Source organism: Streptomyces typhae (assembly GCF_009755605.1).
Lineage (GTDB): Bacteria > Actinomycetota > Actinomycetes > Streptomycetales > Streptomycetaceae > Streptomyces > Streptomyces typhae.
This window is the reverse complement of sequence record NZ_WPNZ01000013.1, coordinates 246,406-265,351: the sequence shown is the minus strand read 5'-3', so window position 1 is coordinate 265,351 and position 18,946 is coordinate 246,406. Positions and strand designations below refer to the sequence as shown.

The 18,946-nt window shown below is 70.6% G+C and carries 17 protein-coding genes; 13 read left to right on the top strand and 4 right to left on the bottom strand.

All coding sequences use genetic code 11. The features are described from left to right. Window positions 1–93 precede the first annotated feature (93 nt). The 4 genes from GPA10_RS24400 to GPA10_RS24385 form a co-directional block, all read right to left on the bottom strand. Entirely contained in the window at window positions 94–948 is an 855-nt protein-coding gene (locus GPA10_RS24400; RefSeq protein ID WP_157167337.1) for an AfsR/SARP family transcriptional regulator, read from the bottom strand. A gap of 1,077 nt (window positions 949–2,025) precedes the next feature. Next, window positions 2,026–2,325 (bottom strand): hypothetical protein, encoded by a 300-nt coding sequence (locus tag GPA10_RS24395; protein WP_157167336.1) that lies wholly within the window; start codon window positions 2,323–2,325, stop codon window positions 2,026–2,028. A gap of 335 nt (window positions 2,326–2,660) precedes the next feature. Next, window positions 2,661–3,122, bottom strand: a complete 462-nt coding sequence (locus GPA10_RS24390) for a hotdog fold thioesterase (RefSeq protein ID WP_157167335.1) — start codon at window positions 3,120–3,122, stop codon at window positions 2,661–2,663. Then, entirely contained in the window at window positions 3,119–4,852 is a 1,734-nt protein-coding gene (locus GPA10_RS24385; protein ID WP_246259635.1) for a class I adenylate-forming enzyme family protein, read from the bottom strand. The genes GPA10_RS24390 and GPA10_RS24385 overlap by 4 nt, the downstream gene beginning before the upstream one ends. 149 nt (window positions 4,853–5,001) lie before the next feature. On the opposite strand from GPA10_RS24385, the gene GPA10_RS24380 reads away from it, so the two are divergent. The 13 genes from GPA10_RS24380 (at window position 5,002) to GPA10_RS24320 (ending at window position 18,719) form a co-directional block, all read left to right on the top strand. Further along, a complete protein-coding gene (locus tag GPA10_RS24380) occupies window positions 5,002–6,864 on the top strand; it encodes an AMP-binding protein (RefSeq protein ID WP_343041281.1) in 1,863 nt (620 codons plus the stop codon). Further along, window positions 6,861–7,982: a beta-ketoacyl synthase N-terminal-like domain-containing protein gene (locus GPA10_RS24375; protein WP_157167333.1), complete on the top strand. Its 1,122-nt coding sequence runs from the start codon at window positions 6,861–6,863 to the stop codon at window positions 7,980–7,982. The genes GPA10_RS24380 and GPA10_RS24375 overlap by 4 nt, the downstream gene beginning before the upstream one ends. Continuing rightward, the gene (locus tag GPA10_RS24370; RefSeq protein ID WP_157167332.1) at window positions 7,979–8,983 is read left to right on the top strand and encodes a beta-ketoacyl synthase N-terminal-like domain-containing protein; all 1,005 of its coding nucleotides are present in this window, start codon (window positions 7,979–7,981) and stop codon (window positions 8,981–8,983) included. The genes GPA10_RS24375 and GPA10_RS24370 overlap by 4 nt, the downstream gene beginning before the upstream one ends. A gap of 84 nt (window positions 8,984–9,067) precedes the next feature. Continuing rightward, window positions 9,068–9,328 carry an acyl carrier protein gene (locus GPA10_RS24365; protein WP_157167331.1) on the top strand — a complete coding sequence of 87 codons (261 nt, stop codon included), beginning with the start codon at window positions 9,068–9,070 and terminating at the stop codon, window positions 9,326–9,328. Then, window positions 9,325–9,846 carry an SDR family NAD(P)-dependent oxidoreductase gene (locus GPA10_RS24360; protein WP_157167330.1) on the top strand — a complete coding sequence of 174 codons (522 nt, stop codon included), beginning with the start codon at window positions 9,325–9,327 and terminating at the stop codon, window positions 9,844–9,846. The genes GPA10_RS24365 and GPA10_RS24360 overlap by 4 nt, the downstream gene beginning before the upstream one ends. 50 nt (window positions 9,847–9,896) lie before the next feature. After that, the gene (locus GPA10_RS24355; protein WP_343041280.1) at window positions 9,897–11,075 is read left to right on the top strand and encodes a 3-deoxy-7-phosphoheptulonate synthase; all 1,179 of its coding nucleotides are present in this window, start codon (window positions 9,897–9,899) and stop codon (window positions 11,073–11,075) included. Between the two features lie 135 nt (window positions 11,076–11,210). Then, window positions 11,211–11,981: a 2,3-dihydro-2,3-dihydroxybenzoate dehydrogenase gene (locus GPA10_RS24350; RefSeq protein ID WP_157167329.1), complete on the top strand. Its 771-nt coding sequence runs from the start codon at window positions 11,211–11,213 to the stop codon at window positions 11,979–11,981. 179 nt (window positions 11,982–12,160) lie between these two features. Further along, window positions 12,161–12,784 carry an isochorismatase family protein gene (locus GPA10_RS24345; RefSeq protein WP_157167328.1) on the top strand — a complete coding sequence of 208 codons (624 nt, stop codon included), beginning with the start codon at window positions 12,161–12,163 and terminating at the stop codon, window positions 12,782–12,784. After that, entirely contained in the window at window positions 12,781–14,754 is a 1,974-nt protein-coding gene (locus GPA10_RS24340; RefSeq protein ID WP_157167327.1) for a chorismate-binding protein, read from the top strand. Before GPA10_RS24345 ends, GPA10_RS24340 begins: the two co-directional genes overlap by 4 nt. A gap of 4 nt (window positions 14,755–14,758) precedes the next feature. Then, window positions 14,759–15,538, top strand: coding sequence for an enoyl-ACP reductase FabI (gene fabI / locus GPA10_RS24335; RefSeq protein ID WP_157167407.1), 780 nt, complete (start codon window positions 14,759–14,761; stop codon window positions 15,536–15,538). Between the two features lie 102 nt (window positions 15,539–15,640). Continuing rightward, window positions 15,641–16,972, top strand: a complete 1,332-nt coding sequence (locus GPA10_RS24330) for an IS701 family transposase (RefSeq protein ID WP_157167326.1) — start codon at window positions 15,641–15,643, stop codon at window positions 16,970–16,972. Then, window positions 16,969–17,571 carry an RdgB/HAM1 family non-canonical purine NTP pyrophosphatase gene (rdgB, locus tag GPA10_RS24325; RefSeq protein WP_157167325.1) on the top strand — a complete coding sequence of 201 codons (603 nt, stop codon included), beginning with the start codon at window positions 16,969–16,971 and terminating at the stop codon, window positions 17,569–17,571. Before GPA10_RS24330 ends, rdgB begins: the two co-directional genes overlap by 4 nt. A gap of 431 nt (window positions 17,572–18,002) precedes the next feature. Next, on the top strand, window positions 18,003–18,719 hold the full coding sequence (locus tag GPA10_RS24320; protein WP_157167324.1) for a class I SAM-dependent methyltransferase: 717 nt from the start codon (window positions 18,003–18,005) through the stop codon (window positions 18,717–18,719). Window positions 18,720–18,946 lie beyond the last annotated feature (227 nt).

Genomic DNA, 18,946 nt, shown 5'->3' with positions numbered 1-18,946 from the left:
GCCACCCCATGCGCGCCGGTGGTGTCCCGGGGCACCGGGCACCACCGGCGGTCGCGTCTCCGTCCGCGTACGGGCGTACCCGCGGCGTCGTATTTACGCCGAAATCCTGGCTTCCTGAACGTAAAATCTACTTAATTCCGGACTCTGTGTGAGGATTTTCCTTTCCAGGATGCGAAGTAAGTGCGAAGGCTCGATCCCAAGCTCTTCCGTAAATTTTTTCCTGATCTTCCGGTAGGTATGCAGTGCGTCCACCTGACGGCCGGAACGGTAAAGGGCCGTGAGGAGCTGGAACTGAATCCGCTCCCGGAACGGATACTCGTCGGCATGAGCCATCAGTTCCGGCAATATTTGGTGGTGTCGGCCGAGCCTGATTTCCAGGCCGAAGCAGTGCTCCAACGTTCCCACTCGCTCCTCGTCGAGACGCATTGCCGCGGCACGTATCAGTGGGCTCGTCAGCCCTCTCGCTGCCGGGCCGCGCCACAGGCCGAGGGCCGTGCGCAGCAGTCGCACGGCTTCCGCGCAATCCCCTTCGGCCTCGGCCTCGCGCGACATTGCCAGCAGATCGGTGAAGCGGTGCACGTCGACCTGATCCCGTCGTACGGCCAGGCGGTAGCCGTGGCTGTCAGTGCTGATCATGCCTGGCACCCCTGCCTCGGCCAGCCGACGGCGCAGCCGTGAGACGCAGATACGCAATTGGGCGTCAGCCGTCGCGGGTGGACGGCCACCCCAGACGCCCTCGATCAGCCGACTCGCCCCGACGGTGTTCCCGGCATCCAGCGACAACATGGCGGCGAGCGACTGCTGCCGCGCTCCCTTAAGGTTTATCCGTCGGCTTGCCGCGAGGATTTCCGGGGTGCCGAGAAGACTGAAGAAGAGTCCTGTGTTGCACCTTTCCAGTTGCATAATGCTCCCTTGGCGATCCGATGAGCGACAAAGCAGTATAGCCATGTCGACACTCGGCGCGACAGAGCAAGGTCAGCCGATATTGAGCCTTGCTTTTCCTGGAATCTGGCTCCGTCACGATCAGACGAATAGGCGCGGAGGGAAATCTTCCTTGGAAGGAGCTTCTCCATGGGTGTGGGCAACTTCTGCCAGAGCGGTGCGGGCAGCGACGACCGGGCCAACGATTCACCAAATCAGGCCAACGATTCACCAATGAGAATACCGCCGAACAGTGTCTCTGCGGCCTTTTACAGGACAACCTTTGCGTCAAGGATGTGGCCCGTTACCGCTCGCTGTCTGTGGTAACTGATCCCCAGGGCCCTGGGAGCCAGGGCCTGGGCGTCACTGAAACCGGCCATGTCGGCACCGGGTAGTTTCAACCGTCGCCGGCCCGCTGTACGTGAACGCCGAGTTTCGTCGCATCGGCCGGCCGGACCCCCACGGACGGACGGCGTCCGCGTCGTAGCGGTACGCCGCGCCGTCGTACGCGGTCACCGTGCTTCACGCGCGATCGAGACGGACAGCAGCACGGCCGAACCGTACATCCACCGACAGAAGTGGCCGGAAATCTCTGCGTACAACCGGTCCAGCAGCCAGTGGGCAACCATGCCGAAAACTAACCACGACGAGTGTCCGGATCACGCCGCCCGTCCCTGGCAAGGCTCCCGCGAGAACTCCGCGATCTCGACCTGGCAGCCGTTGCGTCCGGTGGTGGCCGGGGGCTGGGCCGAGACCGCGGGGCTCGATCCGAGGACCAGCAGTCCGTCCGCGGCCCTCGACCCGCTCTCAGACTCTGGAGCAGGTCGAAGGCGGGACGGCCGGGTCCCGGGAGCGAGCTCGGGCCCCCACTCGGCGGCATGGGCCCGCGCGCCCGGGGCGTCGGTCCTGCGGTAGCCGTCAGCCGGTCCGCCTTCCGCTCGCGCGCCCGCCTCCTGGCCTTGGCCCTGCCCGGCGTGTTGGGCCCGTGCCGACATCTGCACCGCCTCGCGCTGCCGCACCGCCGGTACGCCGCTCAACTCCTCCGCCCGCACCGGACGCCATCTTGTAGCGTGCCGCGTCGAACCCGTCGGTGCGCCCGGCCACTTACGGCTCGTCACAGAGCCCCTCCGACACCGCCGCGTGCAGCAGGCCCAGCGCCGGCGCGAGATCCGTACCCGGCCGCTGGCCCGGGTGCAGCTTCGCGCGGTCGGCCGTGCGCGAGTGGCGGGGGTCCACCACGATCAGGACAGTGCCGTCGAGACGCGCAGCAGCGGCGGCATGGTCTCGGCGACGTCGGCGCCGACCAGCAGGAACCGCCTCCGCACCGTCGAGGCCGGTGAGCGGGAGCGGCAGCCCCCAGTCCGGGCCGAAGGCGGCCATGCCGGCCACGGCTGTCGCAGACATGCGGAAGCGGCCGTTGTGGTCGTTCGGCGACGTTCGCAGAGCGACCCTGGCGAACTTGCCCAACGTGGAGGCGCGGCGCAGTACTTGCCCAGCATGGAGGCGGAGCGGCAGTACGCCGTCCGCCCGGCGGAAGGCGAGTGGCGCAGCCGGGCCGGGGCGTCGAGCAGGGTCGGAGCTGTCCAGCCCTTCTGGCACAGGGAGCCATGGTCGACTGGGAAATCGGAGGGTTCCACGGTCACCGCGCCGTCTCCCGCTCCGGAAAGACCTCGGCCGGGGAGCTCGGGGTGAGGGGGCCCGGGGACACGGGCGCACGGGAGCGAGTGAGCGCGGTCGGGTCACGACCGTGCGCGGCGGATCACCTCCGCCGTGTTCGGCGCGACGGTGATCCGGGCGGTGCACAGGCGCAGACCGGCCTCGTCGGTGATGACCACCTCGTACGAGGCGATGGTCGGGGTCAGGTTGAGGGCCGTGGCCACACCGGTCACGATGCCGCTGCGCACCGGCCTGTGGTGGGTGGCGTTGACATCGACACCGAGGGCGATGTGTCCGCCGCCCGCGTGTATCGCCGCGCCGATGGAGCCGAGGGTCTCGGCCAGCACGACGGACGCGCCACCGTGCAGCATGCCGTACAGCTGCTTGTTGCCCGCCACCGGCATGGTGCCGACCAAACGCTGTGCGGTCGCTTCGAGAAGCTCGATGCCCATGCGTGCGGCCAGTGTTTCAGCCGCGCCGGGGCGGGAAATCCACGCTGACAGGTCGCCGGCCGCAGCCGTCTCGGGAAGGGAGGACTGCGTCATCGCAGCGATGCCCCCTCTCCATCGGTGGCGAAGCGCCCGGTAGCGGTCGCCGGATACGTGTCGAGATCCGCGTACCTCTCCCGCAGCACGCGTTTGAGTACTTTGCCGGTGGGGCCGGTGGGGATGGCCGCCGGGGAATCGACTACTTCCAGCAGGGCGAGGGGCGGCTGGCCGGCTTTGCTCAGTGCGGAGTTGGCACGCTTGAGCAGATCGTCGGGATCGGCGTCCTCGGTGGTCCTGACCACGGCGACCGGGCGGGCGGTGTCCCCGCGGTGTCCCGCCACGACCGCGCAATCGGCCACCTCGGGCAGGCCCATCAGAAGTATCTCCTCCATCAGCACCGAGTAGCCCGGCCCGTCGGGGGAATGAATCGCGTCCGCCGCCCGGTCGACCAGGAAGAAGTCGTCCCCCTCGTGGTAGGCGAGATCGCCGGAGAGCCAGTAGCCGACGAGCCTGCTGCGGTAGTAGGTGTCGGCGTCGTTCCAGTAGCCGGGCACCACCGAGCGGCTGCGCAGCCCGAACATGCCGACCTCGCCGTCCGCTGCCTTGCTGCCGTCCTGGCGGAGCACGGCCACCTCACCGGCTGGCACCGGGTTGCCCATGAAGCGCGGCCGGGAGGGAGTGTCCTGGTCGATGTAGCGGCGCAACGTCGCCCAGCCCAGCTCGGAGGAGCCCAGGCCGTCGCTGAAGACCGAACCGGGCAGGCGCTCGCCGTCGGCGAGGTGATGGCCGTGGCGGATCAACTTGCGGATGTGCGCGTCGTGCGCCGAGTCACCGGTGTTCTGCCATTCGCGCACTGACGTGAAGTCGTCCGGGTCCAGCTTCATGGCGGCCAGCTCCGAGTAGGTCTGGTTGAACGCCAGGATGCGGGTTGGCCGGTGCTCGCGGACGCCCCGCGCCACCCCTGGGCCGGACTGGTCGGAGAACGAGATCAGCGGAAGGCCGCACAGCAGCGAGTAGAGGGTGTAGGCGATCGCGGACGAGTGGGACTGCGGGGCTGCCGACATCAGGATCGCCGGGTCCTCGGGGACGGACAGCCGCCAGCCGGGGCCGGCCAGGCTCTGCCTGTGCGCCCAGATCACCGGCTTCGGGGTGCCGGTGGTGCCCGACGAGTGGCACAGGAAGACCGGGTCGTCATCACCGTGCCGGTGCCGCGCCCGCTCGGGCAGCGTCCGTCGACCCAGCCCGCGTCCGTCCTCCGGCGTGATGGTCCAGCGCAGCTCCGGCAGCTTCTCGTGCCGGCCCTTCAGCAGGAGGAGATGGGCCGCGTCCGTGTACAGCCCCACGGGATTCGTGCGGGTCATCAGACTCAGCGCCGACTCCGACAACATTCGGCCGTTGATGAGCAGCGGAATGGCGCCGAGCCGGGCTAGTGCGGCCAACTGGAGCTGGTCGTCGAAGGAGTCGTCGATCCAGACGGCCACGCGGTCCCTGCGGCGTACCCCGCGGTCCCAGTACAAAGATGCCCAGGACTCGGCGAGTTCATCGAGTTGCCGCAGATTGAATTCAGATTGCGGAACGCCGTCGCAATTATTTACCGGACGATCCGCCAGCAGACACGTCTTGTCGGGGTGCGGGCTCAGCTCCAGCGCTTTCTGCCACGCGTTTCCACCGCCCACGGATGTGTCCTCGTGCATCCGCGTGCGGGCTTCCTGGTCGAGCATGGTGTCCGTCGTGAGCGGCATGTCCACCTGGCCTTGGTCGTTGCGGGGCCCCGAGGGGTGTGTCATGTCTGCGACGACGGTAGTCCGTGAACTGTTGCCGCCGGAACTGCTCGAACAGGTAGGTGGATCGACGGCCCTTTCTACTCGATCGTGCGGTACCGGGGCCCAAAACTCCGGGGTTAATGTCGCGGCATCGACAGAAAGGGAATCCACCAGTGACCGCGCAAATAGCCACCGCACGTGATTTGCTGCGCGAGATCGTGGCACAGGTGATGGAACTGGAACCGTCCGAGGTCGGCGAGAACGACCGCTGGGTCGATGAACTCGGGATGACCTCGCTGGAGAAGGTGGAGGCCATCACGCGGATTCAAGAGGGATTCGGCACCGCTTTCGCGCCGCAGACCGCGGCCGCCGTCGGATCCGTCTCGGACGCGCTCGCCGCGCTCGGCTCGCACGACGTCGCCGCGCCTGCCGAACCCGCCTCCCGGGACGGAGACACGCCCACCGCGCCCGAGGCCGACGGCGCGAACCTCGTGGACGGCGCCTGCGATCTGGTCGGCCGACTGGTGCAGCACCACCGCATCGCGGCGGACGGCGGGGAAGCGATCGCCTGCATCGATCCCGACGTCGGCCGTGTCTCGTACGCCGCTCTGTACGAGGCGGCCCGCTCCTACGCCGAAACTCTGTACCGGCTCGGTGTGCGGCCCGGCGACCGGGGCGCGGTGGTCGCGGAGGATTCCGTCGCGTCCGTGGCCGCCGTCCTCGGGCACTGGTGGAACGGATCGGTACCCGTCGTGGTGAGTCCGCTCCTCGACGACCGTGCCATCGCCTTCGCGGTGGACGACTGCGGAGCCCGGGTGGTCCACGTGGACGGCGACGACGGCAAGCGGGCGGCTCTGCACACCGTGCTGGGCGGGTACGCGCGCACCGACGGGGAGGACCTCCGCCGGGAACTCGCCGAGCGCCGCGCCGCGGACGGCGGGGCGTCGTCACAGGGCCCGGCCGTCCCCTTCCGCTGGCCCGCAGGCGATGAGGCACTCGTGCAGTACACCTCGGGCAGCACCGGAGCGCCCAAGGGCGTGCGCCACTCGGCGGGCGCTCTGGTGGCGATGGTCGAGGGCTTCGGCAGGGCACTGAATCTGCGCCCCGACGACATACTGCTGACAACGGCCCGGCTGTCCTTCGGCTACGGCTTCGGCAATGCGGTGCTGTGCGTCCTCGCGGCCGGCGCGAGCGCGGCCCTGATCCGCGGCGCGGTGGACCCGTACGTCGTGGCGGCGGCGCTCGACCGGTACCGGCCCAGCGTCTTCTGCTCCGTGCCCCGGCTGTACGCGGCGCTGCTGGCACTGCCCGGGTTCGCCGACATCGGCCACGACACGGTGCGCCTGTGCACGACGGCGGGCGAGAACTGCCCGCGCCCCCTGGCCGATCGCATCCGCTCCGCCTTCGGGGCCGCCCTGGTGAACTGCTTCGGCGCCACCGAACTCATGCACGTCGTCCTCCTCACGTCCGCCCACGAAGCAACCACCGGATCGCTCGGACGACCCGCCCCCGGAGTCCGCGCCACGGTCCGCGACGACACGGGCCGCGAACTGCCCGACGGGCAGGCAGGCAGGCTCCACATCGCCGGACCGACCGTGGCGCTCGGCTACGTCGGGCGCGAGGAGACCGACCGTGCCGCGTTCACCGACGGCGGCGCCTACACCGGCGACCTGGTGCGCAAGGCCGAGGACGGTTCGTTCGACTATCTGTGCCGCAGCGACGACGTCCTCAACATCGGCGGCTACAAGGTGGTCCCGGCCGAGATCGAGTCCGTGGTGCGCGAGGTCGACGGCGTCGTGGCCTGCGTGGTCGTCTCCAGCCGCAGCCCCGAGGGCCTGGAGGAGGCGGTCGCCTGTGTGCAGCCCGCAGCCGGGAGCGATCCCGTACGGGTGCGCCGACAGGTGATCGCCGCCGCACGACGTCGGCTGCCCGGCCACAAGCGCCCCTCGCGGGTGGAGTTGTTCACCGAACTGCCCGTCACCGGCAGCGGCAAGGTGGCGGCGCACATCCTGCGCGAACGGGTGGCCCGGACATGAGCTGGGACATAACAGGCATCGGAATCGTCAGCAGCGTCGGCGGCGACGCCCGCACCACCTACGACGCACTGTGCGCGGGGCGCGACGGGCTGGCGCCCGTCCGGGTCTTCGACACGGCCAACTACCGCGCGCGCCACGCCTACGAGATCGACGACCGGGGCCCCGGCGGGGACCGCCCCCTGCGGGCCACCGGCTGGCTCCTGTCGGCCGTGGCTCAGGCACTGGCCGACGCCGGACTCGAGGAGGACCTCGCCGAGGTACCCGTACTGGTCGGCACGACCCTGCGCGAGCAGCGCAGCGTGGAACTGTGGTGGCGGGGCGGACCCAGGGTTCCCGTGGATCGGCTGGACTTCGGGACGGCGCTGCGGGAGCGCTTCGCCGCCACGACCTCCTACACCTTCGCCAACGCCTGCGCCGCCTCCCTGTACGCGCTCGGCCTGGCCGCCGACATGATCGATCTGGGGCAGGCCGACACCGTCGTGGTGGCGGGCACCGACTCCATCGCCGAATCCACCTTCGCCGCCATGGACCGCGCCCAGACACTGGTGCCCGACGCGGTCCGGCCCTTCGACCGGGGGCACCGCGGCATGGTCATGGGCGAGGGCGCCGTCGCCGCCGTGCTGCGCCGTGCGGACACGGGCCGGTCTCTGGCCAGGCTGCGCTCGGTCGGACTCAGCTGCGACGCGGCCCATCCCACCGCCCCCGCCGCCGGGGGCATCACCGCCGCTGTGCGCGAAGCCCACCAGCTGGCCGGTGTGACACCCGGCGACATCGAACTGGTCATGCTGCACGGCACCGGCACCGCCCGCAACGACGAGACCGAGGCGGCCGTCATGTCCGAGGTCTTCGCCGAGGGCCCGGGGCCACTGATGACCGCCGTCAAGTCCGGGGTGGGGCACACTCTCGGCGGCTCCGGTCTTTTCAGCCTGCTGACCGCCGTACTGAGCATGCGGCACGGCGCCGTACCGCCGGTGATCGGACTGCGAGAGCCGATCGACGAGGCCGCCGGGCTGCGCCTGGTGCGGGACGCGAGCCGGCCCGCACCGATCGGCCTTGCCCAGGTCAACGCGTTCGGATTCGGCGGGATCAACGCCGTGGCGCTGGTGGAGAAGGCATGAGCGACGAACCGATGGCACGCACCGCCGTGGTGGTGACCGGGGCCGGCCTCGCGATCCGCGGCCTCACGGGACCCGGCGACCTGCTGGGTTCCTCCGTCGACGGCACGGGCTTCGACCCGGAGACCGAGCTCAGGGGCCGTGACTTGCGGCACAAGGACCGGGCGACCCGGCTCGCCCTCCGCTCGGTGGAACCTGCCCTACGCGACGCGGGACTGCTTGGGGCCGGCGGCCCGGTGCTCGACGGCACCCGCTCCGCGGTGGTCGTCAGCTCCAACACCGGAAACTACGACAGCGTCTGCGCGTATGTGGACATCGCGGCGCGGCAGACCTCGCGGGCGGTCTCCGCGGTGGGCCTGCCCCACACCTCCACCAGCGCCATCGCCGGCTGGATCGCGGCCGGCCACGGCCTGCACGGCCCCGCGGTGACTCTGTGCAACGGGGCGACGAGCGGCCTCGACGCGCTGCACTGGGGCCGCAACCTGATCGCCGCCGACCGAGCCGACACCGTTGTTGTCACCGGCGTCGAACCGGACAACGACGTCGTGCACAAGCTGCTGGGCACCCGCACCCTCGACGGCGCCGCCACCATCGTCCTGGAGTCCGCCACGCACGCGGCGGACCGAGGGGGCCGCGTCCGTGCCCGCTGGCACGGCCTCCACCGAGGCCGGGACCACGACGAGGTGCTGCGCACGGCTTCCGGCTCCCTGGCCCCCGACATCGGGCTGTGGCTGACCGGGGCCCGCGAGACGCGCCCCGCGCACCTGGGCACCTCGGTGCGGCAGGTGGACCTGGCGGACGCGCTGGGCGAGTGCGGCGGCGCCCTCGGTGTCGTCCAGTGCGCGGCGGTGGTCGCCCACTTCGACGCCGGCGGCGGGGGTGTGGCGCTCGCCACGGCCTCAGCCGCAGGCGTTTCCGCCGCACTGACCCTGCTGCCCCCCGGCCACCACCCTCACTTCCCCGGCCGAGTGGTCCGAGCGAGCCAGATGACCCGAGCGACCTGAGCGATCCAAGTGATCCGAGCGGCCCGATCGGCCCGATCGGCCCGAGCGACCTCGGACGAGGCGAATGACCGAAAGGACAGCACCATGTCCCACAGCACCCCGGACTCCGTCGACCTGGAGGAACTGCGCAGTCTGATGGCCCTCACCTTCGAGCTGCCGCCTGAGGAGGTCACCGACGACGCGCACTTCGCGGAGGACCTCGGTGTCGACTCCCTCACCTCACTGGAGATCACCACCCGGTTGGAGGACCGCTACGGCGTCGTCGTCTCGGACGACGAGTTCAAGACCATCAGCACCTTGCTGAGCGTCCGCGAGCTGGTCCGGCGAAAGCTCGCGGAGGCATGAGCGTGCCGGCCTCCGACCGGCCGGTGGCACTGGTCACCCGCGGCTCCCGGGGCGTCGGGCGGTCCGTCGTGGCACGGCTCGCCGGCGCCGGCCACGATGTCGCCCTCCGCTACCGCTCGAACGACGCCGCCACCAAGGAGAAGGCGGATCCGGCGGCGACCGGCGCCCGTGTGTACAGTCGCGCCGCCGACCTGAGCGAGCCGGGCGGCGCCCGGGAGTTCGTGACGCAGTCCGAGCAGCGGCACGGCCCCGTACGGATCCTCGTCGACGCCGCGGGCATCGCCCGCGACCGCTCCACGCTGTGCCGCAAGGCGGGCGGAACCGTCACCCTCTCCTCCGTCGCGCGTGTGCACGGCAGCGCCGGTCAGACCAACTGCTCGGCGCTCAAGGCCACACGCCTCGGCTGCACCCGGGCACCGGCCGAGGAGTGCGGACGCATGGTCGCCTGTCTTGTCTCCGACCGCGCCTCCTGCATCACCGGACGGGTGTTCGGCATCGGCGGCGGACTCGTCCCGTGACACCCCTCCGTTCCGCCGTACGTACCAGGCCCGCAAGGGGAGAGAAGACAGTGGACAACACCCTGCTCGGCCTCCGTTACGAGGAGGCCAGACAACAGCCGCCCTGGGAAGATCCGGCCCAACTGGCCCGGGTGCGCAAGGCGATCGCCCAGCGCCCCGCCCTGGTACGAGCTGCGGATGTCGCGCTCCTGCGCTCTCTGCTGGCCCGCGTGGCGGCGGGAGAGGCACAGGTGATTCAGGCCGGCGACTGCGCCGAGGACCCGGACGAGTGCACGCCCGGCCACGTCGCCCGCAAGTGCGCCGTACTGGAGATGCTCGCAGGCTCACTCAAGCTGATCACCGGCAGGCCCGTGCTGCGGATCGGCCGGATGGCCGGACAGTTCGGCAAGCCGCGCTCGAACCCCACCGAGACGGTGGACGGCTGCGAACTCCCCGTGTTTCGCGGCCACATGGTCAACGATCCGGTACCGCTGCCGGAGAACCGCCGTCCCGATCCGCTGCGGCTACTCACCGGATACATGGCCGCCGCCGACATCATGGGCCACCTCGGGTGGGGCGAGCAGGGCCACAGCACCCCCGGCGAACCCGTGGTCTGGACCAGCCATGAGGCCCTGTTGCTCGATTACGAGATACCCATGCTGCGCCGTACCGAGGACGGCCGGCTGCTGCTCGCCTCCACACATCTGCCGTGGATCGGGGAGCGCACGCGCCAGGCCGACGGCCCGCACGTGGCGCTGCTGGCCGAAGTGGTCAACCCTGTGGCCTGCAAGGTGGGCCCGACCACCAGCACCGAGGAACTCCTGGCGCTGTGCGAACGACTCGACCCGATGCGGCAGCCGGGCCGGCTCACCCTGATCGCCCGCACCGGCGCGGCCCGGGCGGCCCGGGTACTCCCCCCGCTCGTCGCCGCCGTCCGTGCCGAGGGCCACCCGGTGGTCTGGCTCACCGACCCCATGCACGGCAACACCGTCTCGGCGCGCGACGGCCGCAAAAGGAGGTACATCGAAACCCTCCAGCAGGAGATCCAGGCCTTCCAGGAGGCCGTGGGCGCGGCTGGTGGCGTCGCCGGAGGGTTGCATCTGGAGACCACCCCCGACGACGTCGTGGAGTGCGTGGCGAACGCGGCGGCCCTGGAGGCGAACGGGGAGCTCGGCCCGTACACCAGCGTGTGCGATCCGCGGCTGAACCCGGCCCAGGCAATGTCCCTCGTGCGGGTCTGGCGGCCCTGATGCGCGAGCTGGGCAACAGCCCCGAAGGACGGTGACGAACGGAACGGGCCTCCCTGGGAGCCGGCAGCCGACGGGACAGCTCCGTCCCACCGCGACCCACGACGCGCAACGGAACAGGACACGGAAAGGAAGCCCATGCAGGACAAGACAGCCATCGTCACCGGAGCGGCCGGGGGGATCGGCGGCGCCGTCGCCGCGGCCCTGGCCGCGCGCGGCGTGCGCGTGGCGGCGGTCGACCTCGACGGGGCGCGACTGGAGCAGTGGGCGGCCGAGGGCACCACGGGCAGCTCCCGGGTGACCGTCTTTCCCGCCGATGTCAGCGACGCTGCCGCCGTGCACACCCTGGTGGGCGAGGTCGAACGGCGCTTGGGCGCGGTCGACTTCCTGGTCAACGCTGCGGGAGTGCTGCACCTGGGTCCGGTCGTCGGCTTCGGTGACCGGGAGTGGGCCCACACGCTGGCGGTCAACACCACCGGTGTCTTCCACATGTGCCGGGCGATGGCCGAGCGGATGGTCCCGCGCCGCGCGGGGTCGATCGTGACCGTGGCTTCCAACGCGGCGCGCACGCCACGCGCCGAGATGGCCGCCTACGCCGCCTCCAAGGCCGCCGCCGTCCAGCTCACCAAGTCCCTCGGCATCGAACTGTCCGGGCACGGCATCCGCTGCAACGTGGTCGCCCCCGGGTCGACCGACACCCCGATGCTCACCTCGATGTGGCACGACGAGTCCGGCCGCGAGGCCACACTCCGGGGGACCCCCGGGACGTACCGGCTCGGCATCCCGCTGGGCCGGATCGCCCGGCCCGAGAACATAGCCGACGCGGTGCTCTTCCTGCTCTCGGACGAGGCGTCGCACATCACCCTGCACGAGCTGACGGTCGACGGCGGAGCCACCCTCGGTGCCTGAGCGCTCCGCGGTCGGTCCGGTGCGCCGTCTGCGCACCGCCTTGGCCACCCGCGGTTCCCCGATCCGGCGGCCGGGCGGCACACGCCCCGGACCGGCCCGACCGGACGGGTCCCCGCTCCGCGAACACATTCCGCGCCCCGCCCCGCCGACCCCTCTTCCCAGCCCTTGAGAGGAGCGCCATGCCCAGCATCCCGCCCATCGAGCCCTACCCGATGCCGACCAGCGGGGACCTGCCCGCCCGTGTGCCCCTGTGGACGATCGATCCCGCGCGGGCCGTCCTGCTCGTCCACGACATGCAGCGGTTCTTCCTGCGGCCACTGCCCGACGTCCTGCGCACCGAACTCGTCCGCAACACCGCCGCGCTGCTTGAACACTGCCGGGGCGCGGGTATGCCGATCGCCTACACGGCTCAGCCCGGCGACATGCCCCCCGAACAGCGCGGCCTGCTGGCCGACTTCTGGGGCCAGGGCATGCGGGCCGGCCACGCCGACCGCGAGATCGTCGAACCCCTGGCCCCCGCCGAGGACGACTGGGTGCTCACCAAGTGGCGCTACAGCGCCTTCTTCAAGAGCGACCTGCTCGAGCGGATGCGCCGGCACGGACGCGACCAGCTCGTGGTGTGCGGGGTGTACGCCCACGTCGGGGTGCTGACCAGCGCGCTGGAGGCGTACACCCACGACATCCAGCCCTTCCTGGTGGCCGACGCCGTCGCCGACTTCAGCGCGGACGACCACCGCAGGACCCTCGACCATGCCTCTCGCACCTGCGCCGTGGTTCTCACCACGAAGGAGGCGCTCGAATGACCGGTGCCCAGGGGACCGACCCTCTCGGCCGCGTCCTGTCGGCCGATCCCGGGCCCTGTGCCCTGCTGTACCGTCCCGGAAGCCGCGCGAGGGGCCTGGTCGACGTGGTCCTCGGCGAGGTGAGCGAGTGCGCCTCGCTCGCCGAGCTGCCCCTGCCGCGCACGCCGGCCCGGCCCGGTGCGCACCACGAGGTGCTGGCGGTCGTGCCCTTCCGGCAGATCGCCGAGCGCGGCTTCACCTGCGTCGACGACGGTGCGCCGCTCCTCGCGCTGACGGTGCGGGAGCAGGCCGCCGTACCGCTCGCCGAGGTCCTGCGCCGCGTCCAGGACACCGGAATCCGGCTTCTCGGCGGGGACTTCGACCTGCCCGACGACGCTTACGCGGACATCGTGGAGCGGGTGGTGGCCGACGAGATCGGCACCGGGCTCGGAGCCAACTTCGTCATCAGGCGGTCCTTCGTCACCGAGATCGGCGACTACGGTCTGCACAGCGCGCTCTCCTTCTTCCGGCGCCTGCTGGAGCGCGAGTCGTCCGCGTACTGGATCTTCCTCATCCACACCGGCGACCGTACCTTCGTCGGCGCCTCGCCCGAACGCCATGTGAGCCTGCACGGCGGAACCGCGGTGATGAACCCGATCAGCGGCACCTACCGCTACCCGGACGGTGGCCCCACCCTGCCCGGCGTACTGGATTTCCTCGCCGACCGTAAGGAGACCGACGAGCTGTACATGGTGGTCGATGAGGAACTGAAGATGATGAGCCGGGTCTGCTCCGACGGCGTCGCAGTGGACGGCCCCTATCTGCGGGAGATGTCCCGGCTCGCGCACACCGAGTACTTCATCGAGGGCCACACCCATCGTGAACCGCAGGACATCCTGCGCGAGACACTGTTCGCGCCCACCGTGACGGGTAGTCCGCTGGAGAGCGCCTGCAGGGTCATCGCCCGGTACGAGCCACAGGGCCGCGGCTACTACAGCGGTGTCGCCGCGCTCATCGGCCGCGACGAGTGGGGCGGTCGGACGCTGGACTCCGCCATCCTGATCCGCACCGCCGACATCGACCGCGCGGGCCGGGTCGCCATCGGGGTCGGTGCCACCCTCGTACGCCATTCCCGACCGGTCGCCGAGGTCGCCGAGACCCGGACGAAGGCCACCGGGCTCATCGCCGCCCTGGAGGGGCGTGCGTCCGCCGGGTTCCGCGACCATCCCGAGGTGCGGGCGGCACTGCGCAGCCGCAACGACGCGCTGGCCGGGTTCTGGCTGGCCGACGGCGAGGTGCCGCAGATGCCGCCCGACGTGCCGCGGGACCGGCTCGCCGGGCTACGGGTCCTCGTGATCGACGCTGAGGACACCTTCACCTCCATGATCGAGTTGCAATTGCGCAGTATGGGTATGGAGGTGACGGCCCGCCGGTTCGACGAGCAGTACACCTTCACCGGCCACGACGTCGTCGTCATGGGGCCGGGACCCGGTGACCCGTGCGCCACGTCCGACCCCAAGATCGCTCACCTGGAGGGCGCGATCCGCGCACTCTTGAACGGGCGGCGGCCCTTCCTCGCGGTGTGCCTGAGCCACCAAGTGCTCAGCAGGCTGCTCGGCCTCGGCGTCGTCCGCAAGGAGGTGCCCAACCAGGGGCTCCAGCGCGAGATCGACCTGTTCGGCAGCCGGGAGCAGGTTGGTTTCTACAACACCTTCGTCGCCCACAGCACCCGCGATGTGGTCGAGGGGCCCCACGCGGCACGTGTCGAGATCAGCAGGGACCGCCGCACCGGTGAGGTGCACGCCCTGCGGTCCCCGCACTTCGCCTCCATGCAGTTCCACGCGGAGTCCGTCCTCACCCACAACGGTCCGCGCATCGTCGCGGGCCTGCTGGCCGGGCTCGCTCCGGTCGGCGGACCGGAACCCACCGACCGCACAGCTCCGCCGGCCGCTGTGGTGGCGGCCGACGGTGCGCGAACCAAGGAGGTGTGACGACCTGAGCGGAATACTCAGCGGAAAGAACATCCTGGTCACGGGGTTGCTCACGGAGAAGTCCATCGCGTTTCACGTGGCGCGCCTCGCTCAGCGCGAGGGCGCGCGGGTGGTTCTGACCTCCTACGGCCGACGGAGACTTGTCGAGCTGATCGCCAAGAGGCTCCCCGAGCCGGCTCCCCTGGTGGACCTGGACGTGTGCGACCAGGAGCAGTTGGCCTCGCTGGCCGACCGGGTCGCCGAGCATCTGGGGCCCGACCCGGCCCTCGACGGCGTGGTGCACTCCATCGCGTACGCACCCCAGGACGCGCTCGGCGGTAACTTCCTCAACACGAGGTGGAGTTCGGTCGCCACCTCAGTGGAGATCTCGGCCTTCTCGCTCAAGTCCCTGACGGTCGCCGTGGCCAAGCTGCTGCAACTGCGCGGCGGCGCGGTGGTGGGCATGGACTCCGACGCCCAGCAGGCATGGCCCTACTACGACTGGATGGGTGTCAGCAAGGCGGCCCTGGAAGCGACGTCCCGTTACCTCGCCCGGGAACTGGGCGGCCGGGGCATCCGCTGCAACCTGGTCGCCGCGGGGCCCATCCGCTCCACCGCCGCCAAGTCCATCCCCGGCTTCCAGGCGCTGGCCGAGGCCAGCACGGCGCGCGCGCCGCTCGGCTGGGACCTGGAGGACCCCGAACCCGCCGCCCGCGCTGTGGTGGCCCTGCTGTCGGACTGGTTCCCCATGACTACCGGGGAGATCGTCCACGTCGACGGAGGAACCCATATGGCCGGGGCCTGACGAATCCCGTCCGGGCCGGCTCTCGCCCCGGTGCCCAAAGGGCCACCGACCGAACCGGACAGCCGCACAGACAGGACAGACCGGACAGAAGGGAGAAGCTCGATGGAAGCCCACGCACATGCCGGTGCGGGCCCTGGCACCCGCCCGAGTGCCGGTTCGGTCTGTACGGCCGGCGACGGCGAGGTGCCGGAGGGTTTCTGCGCCGAGTTGTTCGCCTCCTTGAGACGCAAGGATCAGCAGCTCAGGGCCCGGCAGTATCTGCATGGCCTGCTCGCGGCGCAGGGCCGCAAGTCGATCAGGAACATCGCTGCGATCACGGGCGATCCGGCCGCGGCGCAGCGCCTGCACCACTTCATTGCCGACTCGACCTGGGACTGGCGCCCCATCCGCGCGGCTCTGGCCGCCTTGGCGGAGAAGACCGACCCGGCCCGCGCGCTCGTCGTGCACTCGATGGCCATTCCCAGGACCGGTAAGCAGTCCGTGGGCGTCGACGAGATGTTCGACCCACAGCGGCAGGGGACGTTCCAGGGACAGCTCGCGTACGGTGTCTGGCTGGCGTCGCCGGAGCTGACCGCACCGGTCAACTGGCTGCTGTTCCTGCCGGGGGCGGGCACGCCGGGGACCGAGGGGCCGTCGCGGAGCGCGGCCGGGAGCACCCCGCAGGGCTGGGCCGCGAGCGCCGCCCTCGCCACACCCCGCGACACCGGGGTCCGCGGCAGACCGGTGGTGATGAACGTGCCCGGCGACGTGAGCCGGGCCACCCTGGCGCGGTTCACCCGGAACGTCACCCCGGTCCTCGCCCGGACGACACTCACCACCCGGCTCGCGGTGACCGACCGGCACATGCCCGGATACCGGCGCGGCTCATTCTCCGCACAGGTCATCCTGGAGGCCGCCCGGAGCGTCCGGCAGCCCGTACGGCACGCCGCCCCGGGCGGCGTGCGGCCGCCTGCCCGCTCTCTTGCGGCCGCGGTGCCCGTCCGGCTGGCGCAGGAAGCCGTTGCGGGACCGCGGCTGCTGCTGGTCGGCGAGTGGCACGACCCGGGCCGGCCCCCCGAACACCTGTGGCTGACGGACATGGTCGACACCCCCTTGCAGCGGCTCGTGGAGTACGCCGATCTGGCCCGCCGCGTCGACCGGGAGGTGGCCTGGGCCGTCGAGGCCGTCGGCCTGCGTGACTTCAGCGGCAGATCGCTCGCCGGATGGCACCGCCATGTGACGCTGGCGTCCGCCGCCTACACCGCGGCACGGCTCGGCCTCGGCCCGTCGCACGCTTTCCGGCCGGTCGGGCGTACCTGCCCGGCCCACGGTTTGCAGCCGCACGGACCTGTCTCGGCCCCTCCCGCTGTCGGCGGGCGAGCGTCCGCACCGTGCCCGGAAGCGTCCGCCACTTCACCCCAACTACCCCACCTCGACTGGATACTTGACTCATGAACACGTTGATCCTCGCCACGCGCAACTCGGGCAAGCTCGTCGAGCTGAAGGCGATCCTGAGCGAGGCGGCGCTCCCATACGACCTGGTGGGTGCGGACGCCTACCCCGACATCCCCGATGTGAAGGAGACCGGGGTCACCTATGCCGAGAACGCCCTGCTCAAAGCGCATGCCCTGGCCCGTGCCACCGGGCTGCCCGCCATCGCCGACGACTCCGGCCTCGGCGTCGACGTCCTCTCCGGGACGCCCGGCGTCTTCTCCGCCCGCTGGGCCGGTCGGCACGGCGACGACGAGGCCAATCTGCGCCTGCTCCTGGCGCAGCTGCAAGACATCGGCGACCCGCACCGAACCGCCCGCTATGTCTGCGCCGCCGCGCTCGCCTTGCCCAACGGCACGGAGCGGGTGACCTTCGGGGAGCTGCCCGGCGCACTGCGCACCTCTCCGGAGGGCACAGGCGGGTTCGGCTACGACCCGGTCTTCCAGCCACTGGGCGAGAGGGTGACCGCCGCGCAACTGGGCCCGGAGCGGAAGAACCGCATCAGCCACCGGGGCGCCGCCTTCCGCGCACTCGTGCCACACATCCGGGAACTGGTGGGATGAAACCGGGCTGAGCGGTCCGCCCCCGCGGCATCGCGAAATCTTCCGGCCGCCATCGGCCACAGCCTCCGCAGACTACGGGAAATCACAGTTGCGGGCCGGGGACCTCCCGCTCGGCCCGCAGCTTGCGTATGCGTTCCGCATACGGCTATTTTCCCGTCGGCGAACATGCGTCGGCCCGTTCGACAGGAATGAGCGGGCGCCTTCGGCACGCCACGGAAAAAAGCGCAGCACTTTTCTCGCACTCCGTGCGAAAAATCAGCAGCCCGACTACCGGAACTGACACATCACGCGCCCCTACCTTTACAGAACCGACCGACGGGCGAATGATCGAAAAGTAACTTCCGTCTCCCGTGCATCAAGGCCGACATGGGCCTTCCCCAATACGCGGTACGGGTTCGGAAAATGCCGAGAATCAAGGAGAGGAAGCACATATGAGCCGCTTCGAGGCCATGTGGGACCGCTTCTGGAAAGACCTTCCCCCGACGCCCGGCGCATCACCGTGGGACGTGGACCCCACCTACGTGGCCCATGCCCACCTGCACCTGTTCGGCAGCGTGCTCGACCCCTCCAAGCCCGTCATCGACGTCGGCTGCGGGGACGGCGCGCAGACGGCGGCCATCGCCACGCACTTCGACCGGGTGATCGGCGTGGACGTGGCCCCGAGCGCCGTGGAGCGGGCGCGAAAGTACCACGGCGCCCCCGGCGTCGAGTACGAGCAGCTCGATCTGCTCCAACCCGAGCAGGCTGCCGCGCTGCACGAACGGATCGGTGACGCCTCGCTGTACGTCCGCACCGTCCTGCACGCCTTCACCCCCGACGAACTCGATCGCGCGGTCACGTCCCTGGCGCACCTGGCCGGCTCCAGCGGCGGCGCCTTCTTCTATGAACTCGCCCCGGCCAGCCGGGACTTCATCCTCGGCCAGCTCAAGCGCAAGGGCGATCCCGCGGAGAAGTTCGGGTTCGTCTTCGATCGGGTCCCGCTGCCGGTCGCCCGGGAGGCCGACGCCCTGCAGCGCAAACTGGGGGCGGCCGGCTTCGAGATCCTCTCCACCGCCCCCCTCGACTATCAGGGGACGGTCACGGTGGACGGGCGCCATGTAAATGTCCCCGCTTTCTTCGTGACGGCACGCGCCCGGGCCGCACGGTAGCTCCGGGAGCGTTCTTCTCCACGGGAGTGCAACGATCGGCACGGTTCCCTCTTTCCCGCGGCACGCACATGTGCTCCAGACTGTCTGGGGTTTCTCCCCCGGACCGCTGGAGCACGCCGGGCGTTGCGGCCGAATACCGTCTGCCGTTTCGAAAGTGGCGAGCTCCGCCGATAGCGGGGACCAGACACCTGACATATTTTCGGAGCCATTGTTGCTGAGCGTATAAG

Coding starts and splice junctions, on each gene's coding strand:
- GPA10_RS24400 (WP_157167337.1), bottom strand. CDS start 948: ATGGCTATACTGCTTTGTCGCTCATCGGATCGCCAAGGGAGCATTATG.
- GPA10_RS24395 (WP_157167336.1), bottom strand. CDS start 2,325: ATGTCTGCGACAGCCGTGGCCGGCATGGCCGCCTTCGGCCCGGACTGG.
- GPA10_RS24390 (WP_157167335.1), bottom strand. CDS start 3,122: ATGACGCAGTCCTCCCTTCCCGAGACGGCTGCGGCCGGCGACCTGTCA.
- GPA10_RS24385 (WP_246259635.1), bottom strand. CDS start 4,852: ATGACACACCCCTCGGGGCCCCGCAACGACCAAGGCCAGGTGGACATG.
- GPA10_RS24375 (WP_157167333.1), top strand. CDS start 6,861: ATGAGCTGGGACATAACAGGCATCGGAATCGTCAGCAGCGTCGGCGGC.
- GPA10_RS24370 (WP_157167332.1), top strand. CDS start 7,979: ATGAGCGACGAACCGATGGCACGCACCGCCGTGGTGGTGACCGGGGCC.
- GPA10_RS24365 (WP_157167331.1), top strand. CDS start 9,068: ATGTCCCACAGCACCCCGGACTCCGTCGACCTGGAGGAACTGCGCAGT.
- GPA10_RS24360 (WP_157167330.1), top strand. CDS start 9,325: ATGAGCGTGCCGGCCTCCGACCGGCCGGTGGCACTGGTCACCCGCGGC.
- GPA10_RS24350 (WP_157167329.1), top strand. CDS start 11,211: ATGCAGGACAAGACAGCCATCGTCACCGGAGCGGCCGGGGGGATCGGC.
- GPA10_RS24345 (WP_157167328.1), top strand. CDS start 12,161: ATGCCCAGCATCCCGCCCATCGAGCCCTACCCGATGCCGACCAGCGGG.
- GPA10_RS24340 (WP_157167327.1), top strand. CDS start 12,781: ATGACCGGTGCCCAGGGGACCGACCCTCTCGGCCGCGTCCTGTCGGCC.
- GPA10_RS24330 (WP_157167326.1), top strand. CDS start 15,641: ATGGAAGCCCACGCACATGCCGGTGCGGGCCCTGGCACCCGCCCGAGT.
- rdgB (WP_157167325.1), top strand. CDS start 16,969: ATGAACACGTTGATCCTCGCCACGCGCAACTCGGGCAAGCTCGTCGAG.
- GPA10_RS24320 (WP_157167324.1), top strand. CDS start 18,003: ATGAGCCGCTTCGAGGCCATGTGGGACCGCTTCTGGAAAGACCTTCCC.